The following is a 16,481-nucleotide window of genomic DNA, read 5'->3' as shown; positions in this document are numbered from 1 at the left end:
TTTATCAGGGCTTTTATCTGACCGATTGGAGAATGGTAGAAATCCCCATTATTCCCGATAATATTGGCGATGAGTAATGGTAGGATGTGTTAGGGTAGCGTAACGCATAATAATATAAAATGTCTCACATTAAAAGGCGAGAATACTAAAGTTATCACACCTTACATCCATTCTTGTGAGTTGCAAAAAAAAGGGGCTTTTAACCCCTCTTAAAAATTGCATTATAAGCTTGGTGATCGCATTACGAAAGGGGCGATCACACTATGACAACTTGATTCCCATAACTAGAGAATTTCTCAAATCCACCGATACTAACTCTGCATTGTTTGTTGCTGGCCATTTTGTAGTGCCAAGACAGTTCGCAGCAAAATCATTAAAAGCAGGAACCTTGTCGTAATCCTCCTCTGTCACAAACTTGGCCACTGCGATTCCTGCTGATGAAACCCCTGCAATTGCTGCTGCAAGACCGCAATATGCTCGAAACTGGCCAGTTAGAAGGAAACTACCTTTCTGAACTTGTGCTGCTCCCTCCACACCAGAAATACCTTCATCAACTGATAGCGCAGCCTCATTTTCTGCCGCCTCAATTGATTCTTCGCTGGCACTCTCTATTGCTTCTTCCACAACCTCAGCCGATATCTCCGCAGAGGCTGCCGCTCCTTCTGCTGCAACAGTTGCGCCCTTAGCTATTAACGCACCAATGCCACTAGCTCCTGCTGCTAATCCAGCAACTGCACCGACTACAGCAAGTGTTATTTCTAGAATTTTCAAACCTTCAGAAATACTAACTGCGGTGACAATGTGGGGTGAGCCGAAACTACTTGTATCAGGAATAAAAACATACTTGCCATCACTGTCTCGTTTTACAGTCTTAAAACCAAATTTTTGTGTAAGAGTTAAATGGACAGTAATGCCAGCCGAAGGTTCGTACTCTGCATTGACAATTTCTAAAAGAATATGGTCGTCCTGAAGAGTCATTGTAAAGTTACCTACATTGATTGTAGGAGAAATTACTCCATTATCGGTTTGGAAATTACCCCAAGTTATTTTGTTCACATTCCTGATACTAACTTGGTCGCTTCCTATTGTAAAGTCAGAATCTTTAGAACCTTGAATTGTTGCTACAGCACCTTTAAAAAGCATATGCTGAGTTACTTTTTCAGGGCTGATAACAAAAGATGAATTGGCATCAGGGGGTAAACCTTGCAGCGCACTAATATCAACAGCTTGCTGCATTCCACCAGAAATCGTTGCTCCGTCTGTCAAACAAAGAGTTGCAAAAACAGCCTTAGAAAGGTCATCATCCTCGGTACTACCGACCGCATAGCTAAGATCTGTTGGTTTCAACCAAGCAAAATCGTCTTTTGCTGCTTGTTGATTCAGCATCATCACACTAAAAACATGGGAAAAACTACTAATATTTGCGTTGAAATAATGTCCAAAAACGCTTCCAAGTAAGTCTTTAAATAGCTCAACGCTCACATTAGGGTATTGAGAAGATTGCAATACAGAAACGACAGGATCATCACCTATTGCCTGGGTATTAACTTTAATTGCATTAGCAGTACCAGTATCAGGTTTTGCTGTTGTGTCTGTAAAATTGAGACTTGCATCTGCTATTTTTTGTAATTTTACTTGGATAATAAGGCTTGCATCCTTGAGATCCCCATCTGGTTGACCCAATCCTGATATTGTGCCACTGTCAACAATACATTTCATTTGGACATTGCTACCGCTGCCTCCAGAAATAAGCTGCCAAGATTTCCAGTTACCCTTGATATGTACACCTACATTATCTGGATAATCAAAAGATGTAGGGAATGATTTTTGAGTTACAATTGCATTATTAACAACAGGAACACTAGCCGCATAAACAGTATTCCATCCAAAAGTATTTACATTTTGAGACATGATTTTCTCCTAGTTGTTTTTTCGTTAGTTAGATTGTCCACGCATATAAAAGTTATCGAGCAGACCTCCATCGTCAAATTTGATAGCATTTTGTCCTGGCCATGTCACCAATACCGCTCCCATACTCTGAGCAGAGATTCCTGTGCCAGATACTGCTGATGAGACACCATCTTCAATGTAATCTCCTACAATCTCCACAACTGCATTTAGAATGCCCAAAGTTAATACACCAAGAACCTCTTCCCACCAAGGAATATGTTTACTGGTAGTAACATCTTTTTGGGGATCGTTTAAGAAGCTAATTGAAGGAACTGAAGCATCAAATTGAGCCACATTTCTAGAAGTGACCGAAAAGGATACATAGGCATCCGTCAAACCTGTTATGTCGCAATTTCCAGCAGCTTGCGTTCTGATCGCATCGCTATCTATGTGGATATTCAGATCATTAATGTAAGGAGGATACCAAATAGCTCCGACTTTGACTTCATTAAGGTTGACATTGCCGTTATTAACTATGTTATTCCCGTCTATTTTGAACTGGGAAGAGTTACTTCCTTTATACCCATCAGGTAATTTAGGAAGAATAAGATTGGTCAGAAATTGAGTGCCAGAAAGTATAAACCCAAAATCATCATTTGCCCTCAAAAGATTTGTGTCAAATACATGAGATTGGGAAGAGATGTCTGCATCTGTCAGCATACCTAATATAGTCAACGCTCCCAAGGTATTGTTCATGTGCTGCTGATAAGCATAAACCATCTGTTTTAGTGTTAACCAACCTGAATTTTGGGGAGGAACAAGTAACACAGATGCAAAGACAAATGACAACTTATCCTTGTTAGCAATCAAGCACTTGGCTAACCCTGGTATTAGTAGAGCGGCGGCTAAACCATCTGGATCTTGATGAGCCAGCACTCCTGTGGTGTCAGAATTGATGACTGATACTGCTCCTGAAGTTGTATCGTTAGGAGATTGACCAACAACAGAACAATTAAAGGTTAAATTCTTTTCATTTGTAGATGCACCATCAATGAAACTTAATTGTAATTGTAGTAGAGGAATAGCTCCATCTAATGAACAGGTTTTATTAATGGATTTGACTGTTACAACTCCCTGGGTAATAGGGGTTTTGAATTGCAACAAGTTTGGAGAACCGCCAGGGCTCAGTTCCCACGCCCCAAAAACACCCTCCATTTTGATTGCATCATCTTCATAAGAAAATGACTCAACATACTTGTCGGTATTTTTGGCCAATTGCTGGTTAATGTACTCGCCGCTGCAAGCAAAAACGACATCCCATTTGTAATTTTGCATAACAAAACTTTTCTAATGTGTTTGAATCTAACACTATCTATTGAACCCTACTGCTATAGCAAGCCTAGATTGGGATATAAATAAGCGAAAGTTTGAACTTTGCTTGTCTCAAGCTACCATGACCTCTATCCTCAAAACAACCAAAGTTTACCAACTTAAGAAAAAAGTCCATAAAATTCCCCAAACCCTTACCGCACCTAACTTCCAGCCCCTCCATCCTCCCACAAAAATCCTTAACTTGGGAAAAATTCCCAACTTTACCAACTTAAGTCCAAGCCTTGTCAAAATATCCTGACAATCTCCCCACTCTCCCAACCCCAAACTTCTACTTCATACCCAAGACACCAAAAACAACTATGCCAGCATCCCACCTTAGCCATCTCCACAGACCAGAAACCCACCCCACCGCAGAAACGAGAGAAACCTCTTGCCTCGGCAACCCTGGGATGATTCCATAGCGATAAACCTATAATGAAAAAAAGCCAAGCCTTAACGACCCTGAAATTAACCTTAAAACCCGAACACCAAAAGCTGATCGAAGCCAAACTAGATACAGGGCGTTATGCCAATCCAGATGAAATCATTGCCGAAGCCTTGCAATTACTCAGTAAACGCAATCGCTATCAACAATGGGCAATCGAGTTTGATCCCCCTAAATCCCCCTTAAAAAAGGGGACTTTCTTGAAGAGGCGAAGGAATTGATGGAGAAACCGCGATACAATCAGCGATCGCCCGATAAATCTCTATAATATTCTATAATATCGAGTATTCCCCCATCCCAAACCAGCCATGACAGCCAAAGAACAACTCCTACAGGAAATCGAAAAAAGCTCCGAGCCACTCCTACAAGAAGTTCTCGACTTCCTCTTGTCGGCACGCTCAGAAAAATATCCTGAAACTCGTAAACCCATCTGGCAAATCGCTCAGGAAATTATGGCTGATGTTCCGCCAGAAATTATCGCTCAACTCCCCACCGACGGAGCCGAACAACACGATCATTATCTTTATGGCACACCAAAACGTAAAGAATGAAAATAATTTTTGCCGATACCTTTTACTGGATAGCGTTGCTTAGTCCTAGAGACACTTGGCATCTCAGAGTCATCGAATGGAGCCAATCTAACCCGGGAGCATCCCAATTTTGCCATAAGTATAAATGCTTAGAGACTAAAAACGTTAGCTAAGGCAAAATAAAGAGAAACAATTAAACGGTAGAATCATGAATACAGACCAAAAAGAACAACTAGATCAACATTTAAAAGCCATTGCTCAAATTCTAGTCGATAATACCCCAGAAGAACAACTACGTAGCTTTGAGGGCATTGAAACCGCCCTGCGAGACCATTGGCTGACTACATTGGGTCCTGCCATAGGCAATTTTTTTTTGAATCAGCAACAGGAACCCAAGCAGGGCGAACCAAAAGCGTAAGCAGTATCATAGGGAAAGTCAAGATAAGCGAGAAACAAGCCGATAAACTAGGATTAAGCAAGAATAATCGATTAAGTCCCATGCTGGAGAAATGTTGCTTAGGAGCAGTGGCTAAAGTCTCTTTTGAAGATGCGGAAAAAGATCTCAAAATGGCGACAGGAATGGCAGTTTCAGGCAGTAGTCAACAGAGGCTTGTACAAAGATATAAATTTGAGGAAGCAGAAGCAAAGAGTCCGGTAGAAGCATTGAGTGTAGAGGTCGGAAAAGTCAGAATCAGAACGCCCAAAGGACAACCGAGTCAAGGTCGAGATTACAAAGCAGTAAGTCTGCATGGTCAAGAATGTGCGGGATTTTTTCAGCAAAATGAAGAATTACTGGAATGGGTGAACCGTCAGCCCTTAACAGAGGTAGTCACCTGTTTAGGAGATGGTCATGATGGGGTGTGGAATCTGATGGAGAAAATCGGTGTTAAAAGGAGAGAAATATTGGATTGGTATCATTTAGTAGAGAATATGAATAAAATAGGCGGGTCAAACAAGCGTCTGAATAGAATCAAAGAGAATTTATGGAAAGGAGAGGTGAAAAGAGTTTTAGAGGAATTAGAGGGATGCAAAAAGAAACAGGCTATAAATTTCACCAAATATGTCGATAAACATCGAGAAAGAATACCCAATTACGAACTCTATCAATCCCAAGGGATTTGCATCGGTTCTGGAAGTGTAGAGTCAAAGATTAAGCAAATAGGTGCAAGAATGAAAATTGTGGGAGCACAATGGAAAGCAGAGAATGTTCCTCAGTATTTGAAGCTACGTTGTGCTTATCTCAACGGCGATATTGCCTGAGTATTTTTACTCATTGCAAAACTGGGATGCTCCCATCTAACCCTCATGTATCGCTAGTGATGACAGACGGTATTGTTGATGAAATTTTTGCTCATTTCTCCAAACAAGGCGACATTATGCGCGTTAAGGCCGTAGAACTTTATCACAGTATTCTTGATGATCCCAGCATTCAACTAATTTCTTACCATCAAGAACTAAGAAAGCTAGGAATAGAACTTTATGCCAGTCGTCTAGATAAAGGCTATAGCCTTACCGACTGCATTTCAATGATGGTGATGAAACAAATGGGAATTTATGAAATACTCACCCATGATAAACATTTTACCCAAGAAGGTCTAACTATTCTTTTTTGATAACTCAGACAGAATCCCATTATTGATCTCCACAAAATCGGGCATCGTCGGAAAATTAAAGAAGAATAACCGAGATCATGAGAATTAGGCATCGTTGGGAAATTAAAGAAGCATAACCGCGATCGCCTAACCCTAACTTTCAATAACAATATAGACTCTTTTCTGCCGAACCTCTTAAATTCAGACTAAACTAGACTATCACTGCAATATCATAGACTTAGTTAAGAAAATTGTTAGAGAACCTTAACCATGCTCAAACATTATGACGTGACCATCCAAGGCGATCATATCCAATGGCTAGGGGAAAAACCCAAAGCACAGACCCTCCGCGCCATCCTTATCATTGAAGAAGAACCATCTCCCACAACCCAGGTAAAACGAACGACCCCTGCTCATTTAATCGGTAAAGGCAAAACCTTAGGGGATATTGTCAGTCCTATCGTGGATCAAGAAGATTGGGAATGTAAAACTTCCGCCCCTTCCCCGCAAACTAACAAACCGATTTGGGAAATCGCCGATGAAATAATCGCCACCATCCCTGAAGAATCCTTTGACCAGATCCCCACCGATGCGGCGGCCAACTTGGATTACTATCTTTATGGCAATTCTCCTCAAGAATAATGCAGACCCTCTTCGCCGACACATTTTATTGGGTTGCCTTGATTCATGCTAAAGATCAATGGCATAGACAAGTGCGAGCTTTTAGTACGTTAATTCAAGATTATTCTTTAATTACAACCGATTTAGTCTTGGTGGAATATCTCAACTTTTTTGCCAAATTTGATCAACCCATGAAACAAGGTGTCGTCAATTTCTATCGCCAAATCCGAACCTCTCCAAATCTGCAAATTATTAGCGTTGATTCCTATTTAATTCAATCAGGTGTAGAACTTTATGCCAACCGTCTAGATAAAGGCTATAGCCTCACAGATTGCATCTCTATGATTGTAATGAAACAAAGAGGCATTATAGAAGTCTTAACCCATGACAAACACTTCACCCAAGAGAACTTTCGGATTTTGTTCCAAGATTCTAATTTTAATAATCTTACTTAGAATTTGATTGCTTAGAGCAGTATTTCATTATTGATCTCCACAAAATCGGGCATCGTCAGGAAATTTATCAAGCATAACCGCGATCGCCTAACCCTAACTTTCAATAACAATATAGACTCTTTTCTGCCGAACCTCTTAAATTCAGACTAAACTAGACTATCACTGCAATATCATAGACTTAGTTAAGAGAATTGTTAGAGAACCTTAACCATATGACGTGACCATCGAAGGCGATCATATCCAATGGCTAGGGGAAAAACCCAAAGCACAGAATATTCGCGCCATCATTATCATTGAAGAAGAACCATCTCCCACAACCCAGGTAAAACGAACGACCCCTGCTCATTTAATCGGTAAAGGCAAAACCTTAGGGGATATTGTCAGTCCTATCGTGGATCGAGAAGATTGGGAATGCCTAATTCGATAGGCTAGAAACCCTACCCCACAGCAGAAACGAGAGAAGCATCTTGCCTGACAAACCTGGGATTATCCCCCAGCGACAAACCTATAATGAAAAAAAGCCAAACGTTAACAACCATGAAATTAACCTTAAAACCTGAACACCAAAAACTGATCGAAGCCAAACTCAATACAGGGCATTATGCCAATCCAGACGAAATCATTGCCGAAGCCTTACAGTTACTCAGTAAACGCGATCAGTATCAACAATGGGTGGAAGACATTGGCCAAAAAATTGATATTGCTGCCGAACAATTAGATCGAAGCGAAGGGATTGATGGAGAAACCGCGATCGCTCAACTCAAAGTAAGACTTCAAAAAAACTGTGAAGCTTAAATATTCATGAATCAATACATCATTTCAACCGAAGCCATTCGAGATATGGAACAAATTCTTGATTATTTGGCTAATACTAACATTAGTACGGGTGAGAAATTCCTAGAAGAGTTTAGCAAAAAATGTCGTTATCTTAGCCAATTTCCTCTAATGGGGCGCAGTTATCGAGAGATTCGTCCCTATTTGCGTGGCTTACCGATGAAAAACTACATTATTTTCTATCCCTTAACTGAGCAAGGGCTAGAAATCATGCCTTTTATCAAAGGAGAGCGAGATTTAGAAGCTTTTTTCTTTGAAAACCCCTAAAAAATCAAGGCAATTACTTTTTTCAACTGTTTATAATAGAGATCGCTATAATCTGGAACATCCCCCCATCCCAAACCAGCGATGACAGCCAAAGAACAACTCCTCCAGGAAATCGAAACCGCTTCCGATGAAACCATTCACCAACTCCTCGATTTCCTCCATCAAACCCAAACCGCCAAACCGAAACAACCCTTTTGGCAATTCATTGAAGAACTCACCGCCGATATTCCCCCAGAAGTCCTAGAAACCTTACCCACCGACGGAGCCGAACAACACGATCATTATCTTTATGGCACACCAAAACAATAACAATGAAAGTCATTTTTGCTGATACCTTTTATTGGATTGCCTTGATTAATCCCAGAGATAACTGGCACACTATTGCCTTAGATTATGCCCAAAAATATGCAGATGATTACCTAATAACTACCGATGGCATCATAGATGAAAAACTGAATTATTTTGCAACTAAAGGTGCTATTATGCGTCGAAAAGCTCTTGCTACCTACCTTCAAATTTGCCAAGAGTCGAATATGGAAATTATTTCTTACACGCCTCAACTAAGACAAGCTGGATTTCAACTATTCGATGAACGTCCTGATAAAGGCTATAGCCTCACAGATTGCATCTCTATGATTGTAATGAAACAAAGAGGCATTATAGAAGTCTTAACCCATGACCAACACTTTACCCAAGAAAACTTGCGGATTTTGTTCCAAGATTCTAATTTTAATAATCTTACTTAGAATTTGATTGCCCAGAGCAGAATCCCATTATTGATCTCCACAAAATCGGGCATCGTCAGGAAATTTATCAAGCATAACGGCGATCGCTATAATAGCGAATATCTCCCGTCCCCAAAACTCCCTACTCCCTTGACCAGCAATGAAAAGCGTCACCTCAAGTAAATTACAAAATAACCTAGACCAACTGCTCGATGAAATCCTCAACACAGGAAAACCCCTAGAAATTGAGCGCAACGGCAAACGATTAATCATTAGTCCCGTTGAAACCGTAGATAAATTACAAAAATTAATTTATCGTCCTCAAGCCATTATTGGCGATCCCGATGATCTTGTACAAATCAGTTGGGAACAGGAGACAAACCTTGATTTACCTTGATACTCATATTGTTGTCTGGCTTGATGCAGGACTAACTGCTAAATTAAGCGATTGCGCCAAACATCTAATTAACGAGAATGAACTCTATATTTCGCCGATAGTAAGGCTAGGGTTACAATATTTATACGAAATTGGGCGAATTACTGAAAAATCAGACGACATTGTTCTAGAATTAGTAAGTTGCCTTGATTTAAAGGTATGTAAAAAAGATTTTAATTTAATTATTAATCAGTCTGTCATTATTAACTGGACTCGTGATCCCTTTGAGCGCTTAATTGTTAGTAACGCTTCAGTAGATAACCATATTTTGCTAACCAAAGATTATCACATTTTAAATCATTATGAAAATGCCGTATGGGATTAATCACAATCTATGGGAAATTGATGAAGCATAACGGCGATCGCACCATTCAATCGCTAAATAACGATGGACTCCTATAGGTTAAGTACATAATAACTGTTCAAGGAGAATCATCGGTGATCTCACCTAGTTAAAATCCTGACTCCTAGCGCAAACTTTAAATATTGTAAAAAAAGTAATTTTTTGTATAGCAAAGAGCGGGATAGTTAGGACATAATAGAGAAAAAGAAATGAGGAGAAGCTTTCATGGCAGCACCCTATAGTGATGATTTAAGACAGAAAGCAGTGAGTGCCGTAGAGCGAGGGGAGAAAAAAAGCCATGTCTGTCGCACCCTCAATATTAGTCGTAATACATTAGACATCTGGCTGAAACGGAAGAAACAAACTGGGACGGTGGCCGCTAAAACTAACTATCGTCGAGGGCCGAAGCCCAAAATTGACGATTTAGAAGCCTTTCAAAAGTTGGCCGAACAATATGGGCATTTGACCCAAGAAAAAATGGCGCAAAAATGGGCTAACCCAGTCAGTAGGATGAGAATTGGTCAAGCGCTCAAAAGAATTGGATTTACTAGAAAAAAAAAACTTATGGCTACAGAGAAAGAGATGAAGAAGCCCGAAAAGAGTTTCTCCAAAAAATCAGAGGTTATGCCCCGGAAAGATTTGTCTATATTGATGAAGCTGGAATAGATAACACCATCGATTATCCTTATGGATATTGTCACAAATCAGAAAGATTTGAGGCTTTAAAGTTAGGTCACTGTAGCGAACGAGTTAGTGTGATCAGCGGTTGGTGGCGTGGTTCCACGATCACGCCAATGGTGTTTGAGGGGTACTGTAATACAGAGTTGGTGTGTGAGTGGATAGAACAATTGCTATTACCCGAACTACTACCCGGTCAAATTATCATCATTGATAACGCCAGTTTTCATCCCAAAGAGAGAATCAAAAAATTGTTAGCTAAAGCGGGATGTGAAGTGCTATTTTTACCCGCCTATTCTCCAGACCTCAACAAAATTGAAAAGTTCTGGGCTAGATTGAAAAACTATGTTAGTCAGATTATCAATGATAGTGAAAACCTTGTGGATGCTGTGAGTAAAGCCTTCAGGCATCTGTCCTAACTAACTCGTTCTATGCCATATTCCCATTGATTACCATAATGGAAAATTCTGCTAATCTCTATGTTGATGAGGTAACTTATGGAACAGTCAAAGGGTAAATCCTTTCGTCAACGCGGCGTAATATTAACCTCTATCGGCTACCAAAAACTGCACCGTGCTAAAGTGAATTGGGAAATAAAACAAAACACTCGCTGCACCTTAGACATTCTTAGCCAACACACTGGACTGACTGCCAATACTCTCAGTAAAATTTTTAGTCGCTCTGTCGCCGTTGATAAACGTAGTCTGTGGGTCTGCTTTTCTGCCTTTAATCTCGATTTAGACGGTCAAGATTATTTATCCACTTTTACCCTTGCCTACAAAGACCGCCAATTTTCACATTGGGGGATAAATATGAACTGTTAAAAGATCAATGATTGCGGCGTATAACAGAACTGTCTTTTATACGAAATCCGTTGAGTATAGGCTACATATCAGGACAGGCAAAAGGCAGAAGGCAACCCCCCCAACCCCCCCGACGTCGGGGGGCAAGGGGGGGTAGGGGTAATAAATAATCAGTCTTTAATAACCAGATTTAGTATTATTCTCTCATAGCCACGATCGCCACTGGTTATCCCTCCTTTCTCAACAAAAAAGCACCCCCTCGCGGGAGTGCCTTTTCGTTCAGACTAGGAATTAACCATTAATAGCGGGAGCAATCAGAGCCACAGGAGCCTGTTCACCACTAGCCAAGTCTAAGGGGAAGTTGTGAGCATTGCGCTCGTGCATTACTTCCATACCGATACCAGCGCGGTTTAACACATCGGCCCAAGTACCAATTACACGACCTTGAGAATCGAGAATCGACTGGTTGAAGTTAAAACCATTGAGGTTGAACGCCATGGTGCTAACACCCATTGCGGTAAACCAGATACCGATTACCGGCCATGCACCTAAGAAGAAGTGCAGAGAACGGCTATTATTGAAAGAAGCGTATTGGAAGATTAAACGTCCGAAGTAACCGTGAGCGGCAACGATATTGTAGGTTTCTTCTTCTTGACCGAATTTGTAACCGTAGTTCTGAGATTCGATTTCAGTGGTTTCACGCACTAAAGAAGAAGTTACTAGCGAACCGTGCATCGCGGAGAACAAGGAACCGCCGAACACACCAGCAACACCTAACATATGGAAGGGGTGCATCAGAATGTTATGTTCTGCTTGGAACACGAACATAAAGTTGAAGGTTCCAGAGATTCCTAAAGGCATACCGTCGGAGAAAGAACCTTGTCCGATGGGATAGATTAAGAATACAGCAGTAGCGGCGGATACAGGTGCGGAGTAGGCAACACAAATCCAAGGACGCATTCCTAAACGGAAAGACAGTTCCCACTGACGACCGAGGTAGCAGAAGACACCTAGTAAGAAGTGGAAAATGACTAACTGGTAGGGACCACCGTTGTATAACCACTCATCTAAGGAAGCAGCTTCCCAGATGGGGTAGAAGTGGAGTCCAATCGCGTTGGAAGAGGGAACAACAGCACCAGAGATGATGTTGTTTCCGTAGAGTAGAGAACCAGCTACAGGCTCGCGAATACCGTCGATATCTACGGGAGGAGCGGCGATAAAGGCGATGATGAAGCAGGTGGTGGCGGTGAGCAGGGTGGGGATCATGATCACACCGAACCAACCGATATAGAGACGGTTGTTGGTGCTGGTGATCCACTGACAGAACTGCTCCCACAGGGAAGCGCTCTCGCGCTGTTGTAGAGTGGTGGTCATTGGTTTATGATTCCTATTAAGTTATCGAGGTACGATTGAGTGATGATGTCTCTATCTTAAGGAATTTGTAACGGTTTGTAAAGGGGTTTGACGATATTGTTACTTATACCATTGATAAGCTGAGATTATGAAATGGGTCGGGTGCGGTCGGGTCTTTTCTGGTCTAAGATTGAAGATATGACTCGACCACCTCACGATCAATTTGCCAAACAATACCTAGAGGGATTGCTGTCTCCCCTGGGAAAGGTGGAAGTTCGCAAAGAAGTGGCGGATGAAACCCGTCAGGTGGATATTTTCTTCTCTCCTCACCCTAATACACGGGGAAATGCTCAATCTTTGGGTCTTTTAGGGCAAATGGTGACAACAAGCACTTTGCTTGAGCCTTTTCGCAATGCTCCCAGTCGAACGGAAATTCGCAACTGTATCTTAAAACTGTTTTCGATTTTCGCTGAACTTCAACGGAAAGGGAAACGGGAAAAAACTGAGTTAAACGAGGATGACTTACCTAAATTGTGGATTTTGGCTACCTCTATTAGTTTGCACATCCTAGAGAGTTTTGATGCTAAATTAGAACTAGAAAACTGGACAGAAGGGATTTACTTTTTATCTCCCTCTCACCGAACGGCAATTATAGCGATTAATCAGTTACCTATTACCCCAGACACTTTACTGTTAAGATTGTTGGGACGGGGGAAAACCCAAAGCCAAGCGGTGAGAGAGTTGCTTGAGTTGCCCTCTGGCGATTCCTTCCGTCAAAATGTCATGGAATTATTGATCAGTTGGCGTGTGAGTGTTGAAATTAACAATCTTTTAGAATCAGAAGATAGGGAGGTATTTATGGCTTTATCTCAATCTTATTTAGAGTGGAAAGAGGCGACTAAACGGGAAGGACTTCAACAAGGACAACGACAAATTATTGAAAATTTAATGCAAGTGAGGTTTGGAGAATTGGATGAGTCTTTAATAAAAGTTGTTGATGAGTTGCTCAAGTTATCACCGATGGAGTCTAGTCGCCTTTTGTTAGAGTCTTCACGGGAAGATTTAATCAGACGATTCATCTCTGAATAAATTAATTAAGCTGGGTTAAAATACGTCTTAGCTTAAACAGCTTCAAAGAAGCAATAAACGGCGGAAAACGGGAGGATATTATTTAACAGATGAAGAATTGCGATAGACCTGAAAAGACGCTTATGATTTAGCTTTAGGACAAGCTACTTTAGAGGCTTTTCAAGGAAAATAGGGAGTCAACGAATTAGCAGAAATTGTGATAAAATGCGATTATTTACCAAGCAATGGTGTTGATTTTGTGGTGATTATATTCTCTTAAATCTCTACAGATGAATTAGAATAGGCTCAAGAATCTAAGCATCCAAAAAGTGAAGATTTTAAATTAATAATTATCTTAAAAAACTAGTTTCCATCCTAGCTAAAATTCTCTGAATAATTCTTTACCTAATTTCAGGAAGCCAATCTTCGTCTAAAATATCAGCTAAAGTATAAGGACTTGCCGAGGGGAATTTTAAATCCGTTTTCACCTCTGCCATTTTTCTGGCTTTACCATAAAGATAATCGAGACGATTAGATAAATGGTTTCTGAGATTGGTCGTTAATCTTAATTCTAATTGAGTCCGAAAACCAATTAATTCACCTCGCCAATGTCGCTCGTTATATTCTCGTTCGCTTGACCAATACTGATAGAATAAAAGATGTTGTATGATTTGAATTACTAAACTCTCAACGGCATTTTTTTGTTCCCTTCCCAAAGCTTCTAACTCCTCAATCAAATGCTCATAATCTAAACTATCAACTTGACGATTTTTTAACAATAAAACTGTCTCATCTAGCCATTGCTGATAATCTTCTTCATAGATAGATGATAAACTTTGTCCGGCATGAATCATCGGTTATTCCTCAATTTTTCAGAATATATTGCCATTATACACCAACAAAAAAGCACCCCCTTTCGAGGATGCCTTTTATCTAATGATTTAGACGCTAACTGATTAAAATGCCAAAAATAGGGAATTTATGGACTTTACCATCAAAGTTAGGTTGATGATTGAAGCTGGAAATCGCCATCATGTTGTATAAGCAACAGGATTAACGATAATTGCTATTAAGAGTCTTTTTTGGCTTGCTTCTTATTTAATTTTCCCGTCAAGAAAGCACCGAATCCGAGTAATCCTAAACCCAATAAATTGGACGGTTCAGGAACACTAACGCCACCAGTATTTTGAATAATGGGGTTTTGGGTGACTGTTACTGTTCCAGCAGCAGTAAATGTTAACCCCGTCACAAAAGCAGTAGGATTAGTTGGATCGAGCATTTCCGCAGGATCGATATCACTGATGCGAAAATCACTAAAGCCAAGGGGATTAACACCCAACAAGTTGAAAGTCGTTCCCGCAACTAGAGAATAATTGCCAAATCCGGGTAATTCTAAGGTAAAGTTACTGTCGCCTTGGGGGAGAGCATTAGGGATTAAAACAGAGGCGAATAAGGGGCCGCCTGTCACTGAATAATCATATCCTACCGACACAATGGGATCGAAAAAGATGGGGTTAGTTGTACCGAATCCATTATCACCGACGGGAACACCAGGAAAGGTAAAGCCGTCGGGGTTGCTTGGATTTGGAGTAGGGAGAAGCGGATTGGTAGGAGTTGTTCCTGGAGGAACTGGTTTTCCATCTAAACGAGCAATCCAAGCTTCAGTCAGACCATCAGGGTTAGTCCCAAAACCCACAACTGTTAACCCATCAGCAGAAATTGCGTTAGCTTCGTTCAAAAACCAACCGGTTAAATCTAAACCATAATCATTAGTTAAAACCTGTTGTAAGCTCCGCATCCCTTGGGTGCTATTCCAGATAAATGCCTCTGCGCCGGTAAAAGGGCCTGTCCTGCTGTAACCAACCACGACAGACCCATCGGCTGATACTCCATTAGCATAGCTAGCTATACCTCCAGATAGTACCCCTAGTCCGACCATTCCCCCTGCTTGTGTCCAACGGAATGCCTCAATAAGATTACCATTAAAACCATTACCACCATTGCTGTAACCAACAACAACAGACCCATCGGCTGATACTCCATTAGCCTCGCTAAAGCCAAGGAAACCATTAACCCCCGGTAAGTACCCTAGTCCTACCATACCTGTCCCTTGTGTCCAACGGAATGCCTCGTCACCACTTTTACCAACTACAACAGACCCATCGGCTGATACTCCATTAGCCTTGCTATAGTCTCCTACTAGTAAGGACCCCAGTCCGACCGCCCCCGTTGCTTGTGTCCAACGGTATCCCCCACTAACTACAACAGACCCATCGGCTGATACTTTTACACTGGGGACATCGCCAGGTCTGGTACCAGGTAAGTCCTCTAGTACGACCATTCCCCCTGCTTGTGTCCAACGGAATGCCGTATCACCAGCGCTATAAAGAGAGCCTGAACCAACCACAACAGACCCATCAGCTGATACTCCTGAAGCACTGCTATATTTTATCTGCTTTGGGCAAATTGGAATCTCCCCCCCTGGCAGACAAGGTGGCGCTGGTAAGTACCCTAGTCCGACCATCCCCGTTGCTTGTGTCCAACGGAATGCCTCACTATTAAGATCAGTACCATTAGCAGTTTCACTTCTACCAACCACAACAGACCCATCAGCTGATACTCCATAGGCTGCGCTCCCGAAAATACCACCAGGTAAGTCTCCTAACCCCTGAAAAGAGGCGGCTTGTGCCTGGAAAGCCACCCCGATCGCACCCAATCCGATCCCTAAGCTGATACAATTAGCTAGTATCTTGTTCATAACCTGATAAGACTCCAAAAAACTAAGTGATTCTTACAATCTAGATGTTCACTTTGGTTTTGTCTGTGGGAATTTGTGGCCATTTTGGATTTTCTGATATAATAATTTTTGTGGGATAAAGTGGGATTTAGTGGTAAAAAGGAGGGCAAGGATCATAAAACAAGGCTAAATTTGATTTCTAGGTTCGATCCCCCCTAGCCCCCCTTGAAAAGGAAGGAACCAGACTCAAAGTCCCCCTTTTTAAGGAAGGAACCAGACTCAAAGTCTCCCTTTTTAAGGAGGGAAACAGACTCAAAGTCCCCCTTTTTAAGG

21 protein-coding genes and 1 pseudogene are annotated in these 16,481 nt (G+C 41.3%); 17 read left to right on the top strand and 5 right to left on the bottom strand.

Annotated features, from left to right (window positions below):
* Nucleotides 1-261: 261 nt before the first annotated feature.
* Nucleotides 262-1,911 carry a TULIP family P47-like protein gene (locus tag RAM70_RS12465; protein ID WP_312673980.1) on the bottom strand — a complete coding sequence of 550 codons (1,650 nt, stop codon included), beginning with the start codon at nt 1,909-1,911 and terminating at the stop codon, nt 262-264.
* Nucleotides 1,912-1,935: 24 nt separating this feature from the next.
* A complete protein-coding gene (locus RAM70_RS12460) occupies nt 1,936-3,225 on the bottom strand; it encodes a TULIP family P47-like protein (RefSeq protein ID WP_312673977.1) in 1,290 nt (429 codons plus the stop codon).
* A gap of 471 nt (nt 3,226-3,696) precedes the next feature.
* Between RAM70_RS12460 and RAM70_RS12455 the strand changes: the two genes are divergently transcribed.
* The 16 genes and pseudogenes from RAM70_RS12455 (at nt 3,697) to RAM70_RS12380 (ending at nt 11,011) form a co-directional block, all read left to right on the top strand.
* A complete protein-coding gene (locus RAM70_RS12455; protein ID WP_312673975.1) occupies nt 3,697-3,927 on the top strand; it encodes a ribbon-helix-helix domain-containing protein in 231 nt (76 codons plus the stop codon).
* Nucleotides 3,928-4,014: 87 nt separating this feature from the next.
* A complete protein-coding gene (locus RAM70_RS12450) occupies nt 4,015-4,257 on the top strand; it encodes a hypothetical protein (protein ID WP_004163782.1) in 243 nt (80 codons plus the stop codon).
* 187 nt (nt 4,258-4,444) lie between these two features.
* A protein-coding gene (locus tag RAM70_RS12445) for an ISKra4-like element ISMae18 family transposase (RefSeq protein ID WP_288087067.1) occupies nt 4,445-5,496 on the top strand; the annotation gives its coding sequence in 2 pieces (ribosomal slippage) (nt 4,445-4,601 and nt 4,601-5,496; 1,053 coding nt in all).
* Between the two features lie 59 nt (nt 5,497-5,555).
* On the top strand, nt 5,556-5,849 hold the full coding sequence (locus RAM70_RS12440) for a type II toxin-antitoxin system VapC family toxin (protein WP_312673969.1): 294 nt from the start codon (nt 5,556-5,558) through the stop codon (nt 5,847-5,849).
* Nucleotides 5,850-6,098: 249 nt separating this feature from the next.
* Complete coding sequence (locus RAM70_RS12435; RefSeq protein WP_312673967.1) at nt 6,099-6,470, top strand: hypothetical protein; 372 nt, start codon at nt 6,099-6,101, stop codon at nt 6,468-6,470.
* Nucleotides 6,470-6,904 (top strand): type II toxin-antitoxin system VapC family toxin, encoded by a 435-nt coding sequence (locus RAM70_RS12430; RefSeq protein WP_002802319.1) that lies wholly within the window; start codon nt 6,470-6,472, stop codon nt 6,902-6,904. The genes RAM70_RS12435 and RAM70_RS12430 overlap by 1 nt, the downstream gene beginning before the upstream one ends.
* Before the next feature lie 217 nt (nt 6,905-7,121).
* A complete protein-coding gene (locus RAM70_RS12425; protein WP_312673964.1) occupies nt 7,122-7,331 on the top strand; it encodes a hypothetical protein in 210 nt (69 codons plus the stop codon).
* A gap of 110 nt (nt 7,332-7,441) precedes the next feature.
* Nucleotides 7,442-7,699 (top strand): ribbon-helix-helix domain-containing protein, encoded by a 258-nt coding sequence (locus RAM70_RS12420; protein WP_312673962.1) that lies wholly within the window; start codon nt 7,442-7,444, stop codon nt 7,697-7,699.
* Nucleotides 7,700-7,705: 6 nt separating this feature from the next.
* Nucleotides 7,706-8,005: a type II toxin-antitoxin system RelE/ParE family toxin gene (locus tag RAM70_RS12415; protein ID WP_312673960.1), complete on the top strand. Its 300-nt coding sequence runs from the start codon at nt 7,706-7,708 to the stop codon at nt 8,003-8,005.
* Between the two features lie 81 nt (nt 8,006-8,086).
* Nucleotides 8,087-8,314 (top strand): hypothetical protein, encoded by a 228-nt coding sequence (locus tag RAM70_RS12410; RefSeq protein WP_002797529.1) that lies wholly within the window; start codon nt 8,087-8,089, stop codon nt 8,312-8,314.
* 2 nt (nt 8,315-8,316) lie between these two features.
* Nucleotides 8,317-8,751, top strand: coding sequence for a type II toxin-antitoxin system VapC family toxin (locus RAM70_RS12405; protein WP_312673958.1), 435 nt, complete (start codon nt 8,317-8,319; stop codon nt 8,749-8,751).
* A 139-nt stretch (nt 8,752-8,890) separates the two neighbouring features.
* Nucleotides 8,891-9,127: a type II toxin-antitoxin system Phd/YefM family antitoxin gene (locus RAM70_RS12400; RefSeq protein ID WP_002769357.1), complete on the top strand. Its 237-nt coding sequence runs from the start codon at nt 8,891-8,893 to the stop codon at nt 9,125-9,127.
* Nucleotides 9,114-9,491: a type II toxin-antitoxin system VapC family toxin gene (locus RAM70_RS12395; protein ID WP_312673957.1), complete on the top strand. Its 378-nt coding sequence runs from the start codon at nt 9,114-9,116 to the stop codon at nt 9,489-9,491. The genes RAM70_RS12400 and RAM70_RS12395 overlap by 14 nt, the downstream gene beginning before the upstream one ends.
* A 243-nt stretch (nt 9,492-9,734) precedes the next feature.
* Nucleotides 9,735-10,175 (top strand): helix-turn-helix domain-containing protein, encoded by a 441-nt coding sequence (locus tag RAM70_RS12390; RefSeq protein WP_312673834.1) that lies wholly within the window; start codon nt 9,735-9,737, stop codon nt 10,173-10,175.
* Nucleotides 10,121-10,606, top strand: a pseudogene (locus tag RAM70_RS12385) (IS630 family transposase); the annotation flags it as partial. The gene RAM70_RS12390 and the pseudogene RAM70_RS12385, both read left to right, overlap by 55 nt.
* A 78-nt stretch (nt 10,607-10,684) precedes the next feature.
* Nucleotides 10,685-11,011 carry a hypothetical protein gene (locus RAM70_RS12380; protein WP_312673956.1) on the top strand — a complete coding sequence of 109 codons (327 nt, stop codon included), beginning with the start codon at nt 10,685-10,687 and terminating at the stop codon, nt 11,009-11,011.
* A gap of 270 nt (nt 11,012-11,281) precedes the next feature.
* Here the strand turns inward: RAM70_RS12380 and psbA are convergent, their stop codons facing one another.
* Nucleotides 11,282-12,364 carry a photosystem II q(b) protein gene (gene psbA, locus RAM70_RS12375; protein WP_012264511.1) on the bottom strand — a complete coding sequence of 361 codons (1,083 nt, stop codon included), beginning with the start codon at nt 12,362-12,364 and terminating at the stop codon, nt 11,282-11,284.
* 177 nt (nt 12,365-12,541) lie between these two features.
* Between psbA and RAM70_RS12370 the strand changes: the two genes are divergently transcribed.
* Nucleotides 12,542-13,432, top strand: a complete 891-nt coding sequence (locus tag RAM70_RS12370; protein WP_312673952.1) for a hypothetical protein — start codon at nt 12,542-12,544, stop codon at nt 13,430-13,432.
* Nucleotides 13,433-13,812: 380 nt separating this feature from the next.
* Here the strand turns inward: RAM70_RS12370 and RAM70_RS12365 are convergent, their stop codons facing one another.
* The gene (locus RAM70_RS12365; RefSeq protein ID WP_190381777.1) at nt 13,813-14,265 is read right to left on the bottom strand and encodes a DUF29 domain-containing protein; all 453 of its coding nucleotides are present in this window, start codon (nt 14,263-14,265) and stop codon (nt 13,813-13,815) included.
* A gap of 215 nt (nt 14,266-14,480) precedes the next feature.
* Entirely contained in the window at nt 14,481-16,169 is a 1,689-nt protein-coding gene (locus RAM70_RS12360) for a PEP-CTERM sorting domain-containing protein (protein WP_312673950.1), read from the bottom strand.
* Nucleotides 16,170-16,481: the final 312 nt, after the last annotated feature.

It is taken from the genome of Microcystis wesenbergii NRERC-220 (assembly GCF_032027425.1).
Lineage (GTDB): Bacteria > Cyanobacteriota > Cyanobacteriia > Cyanobacteriales > Microcystaceae > Microcystis > Microcystis wesenbergii_A.
This window is presented reverse-complemented; position numbering and strand designations above follow the sequence as displayed.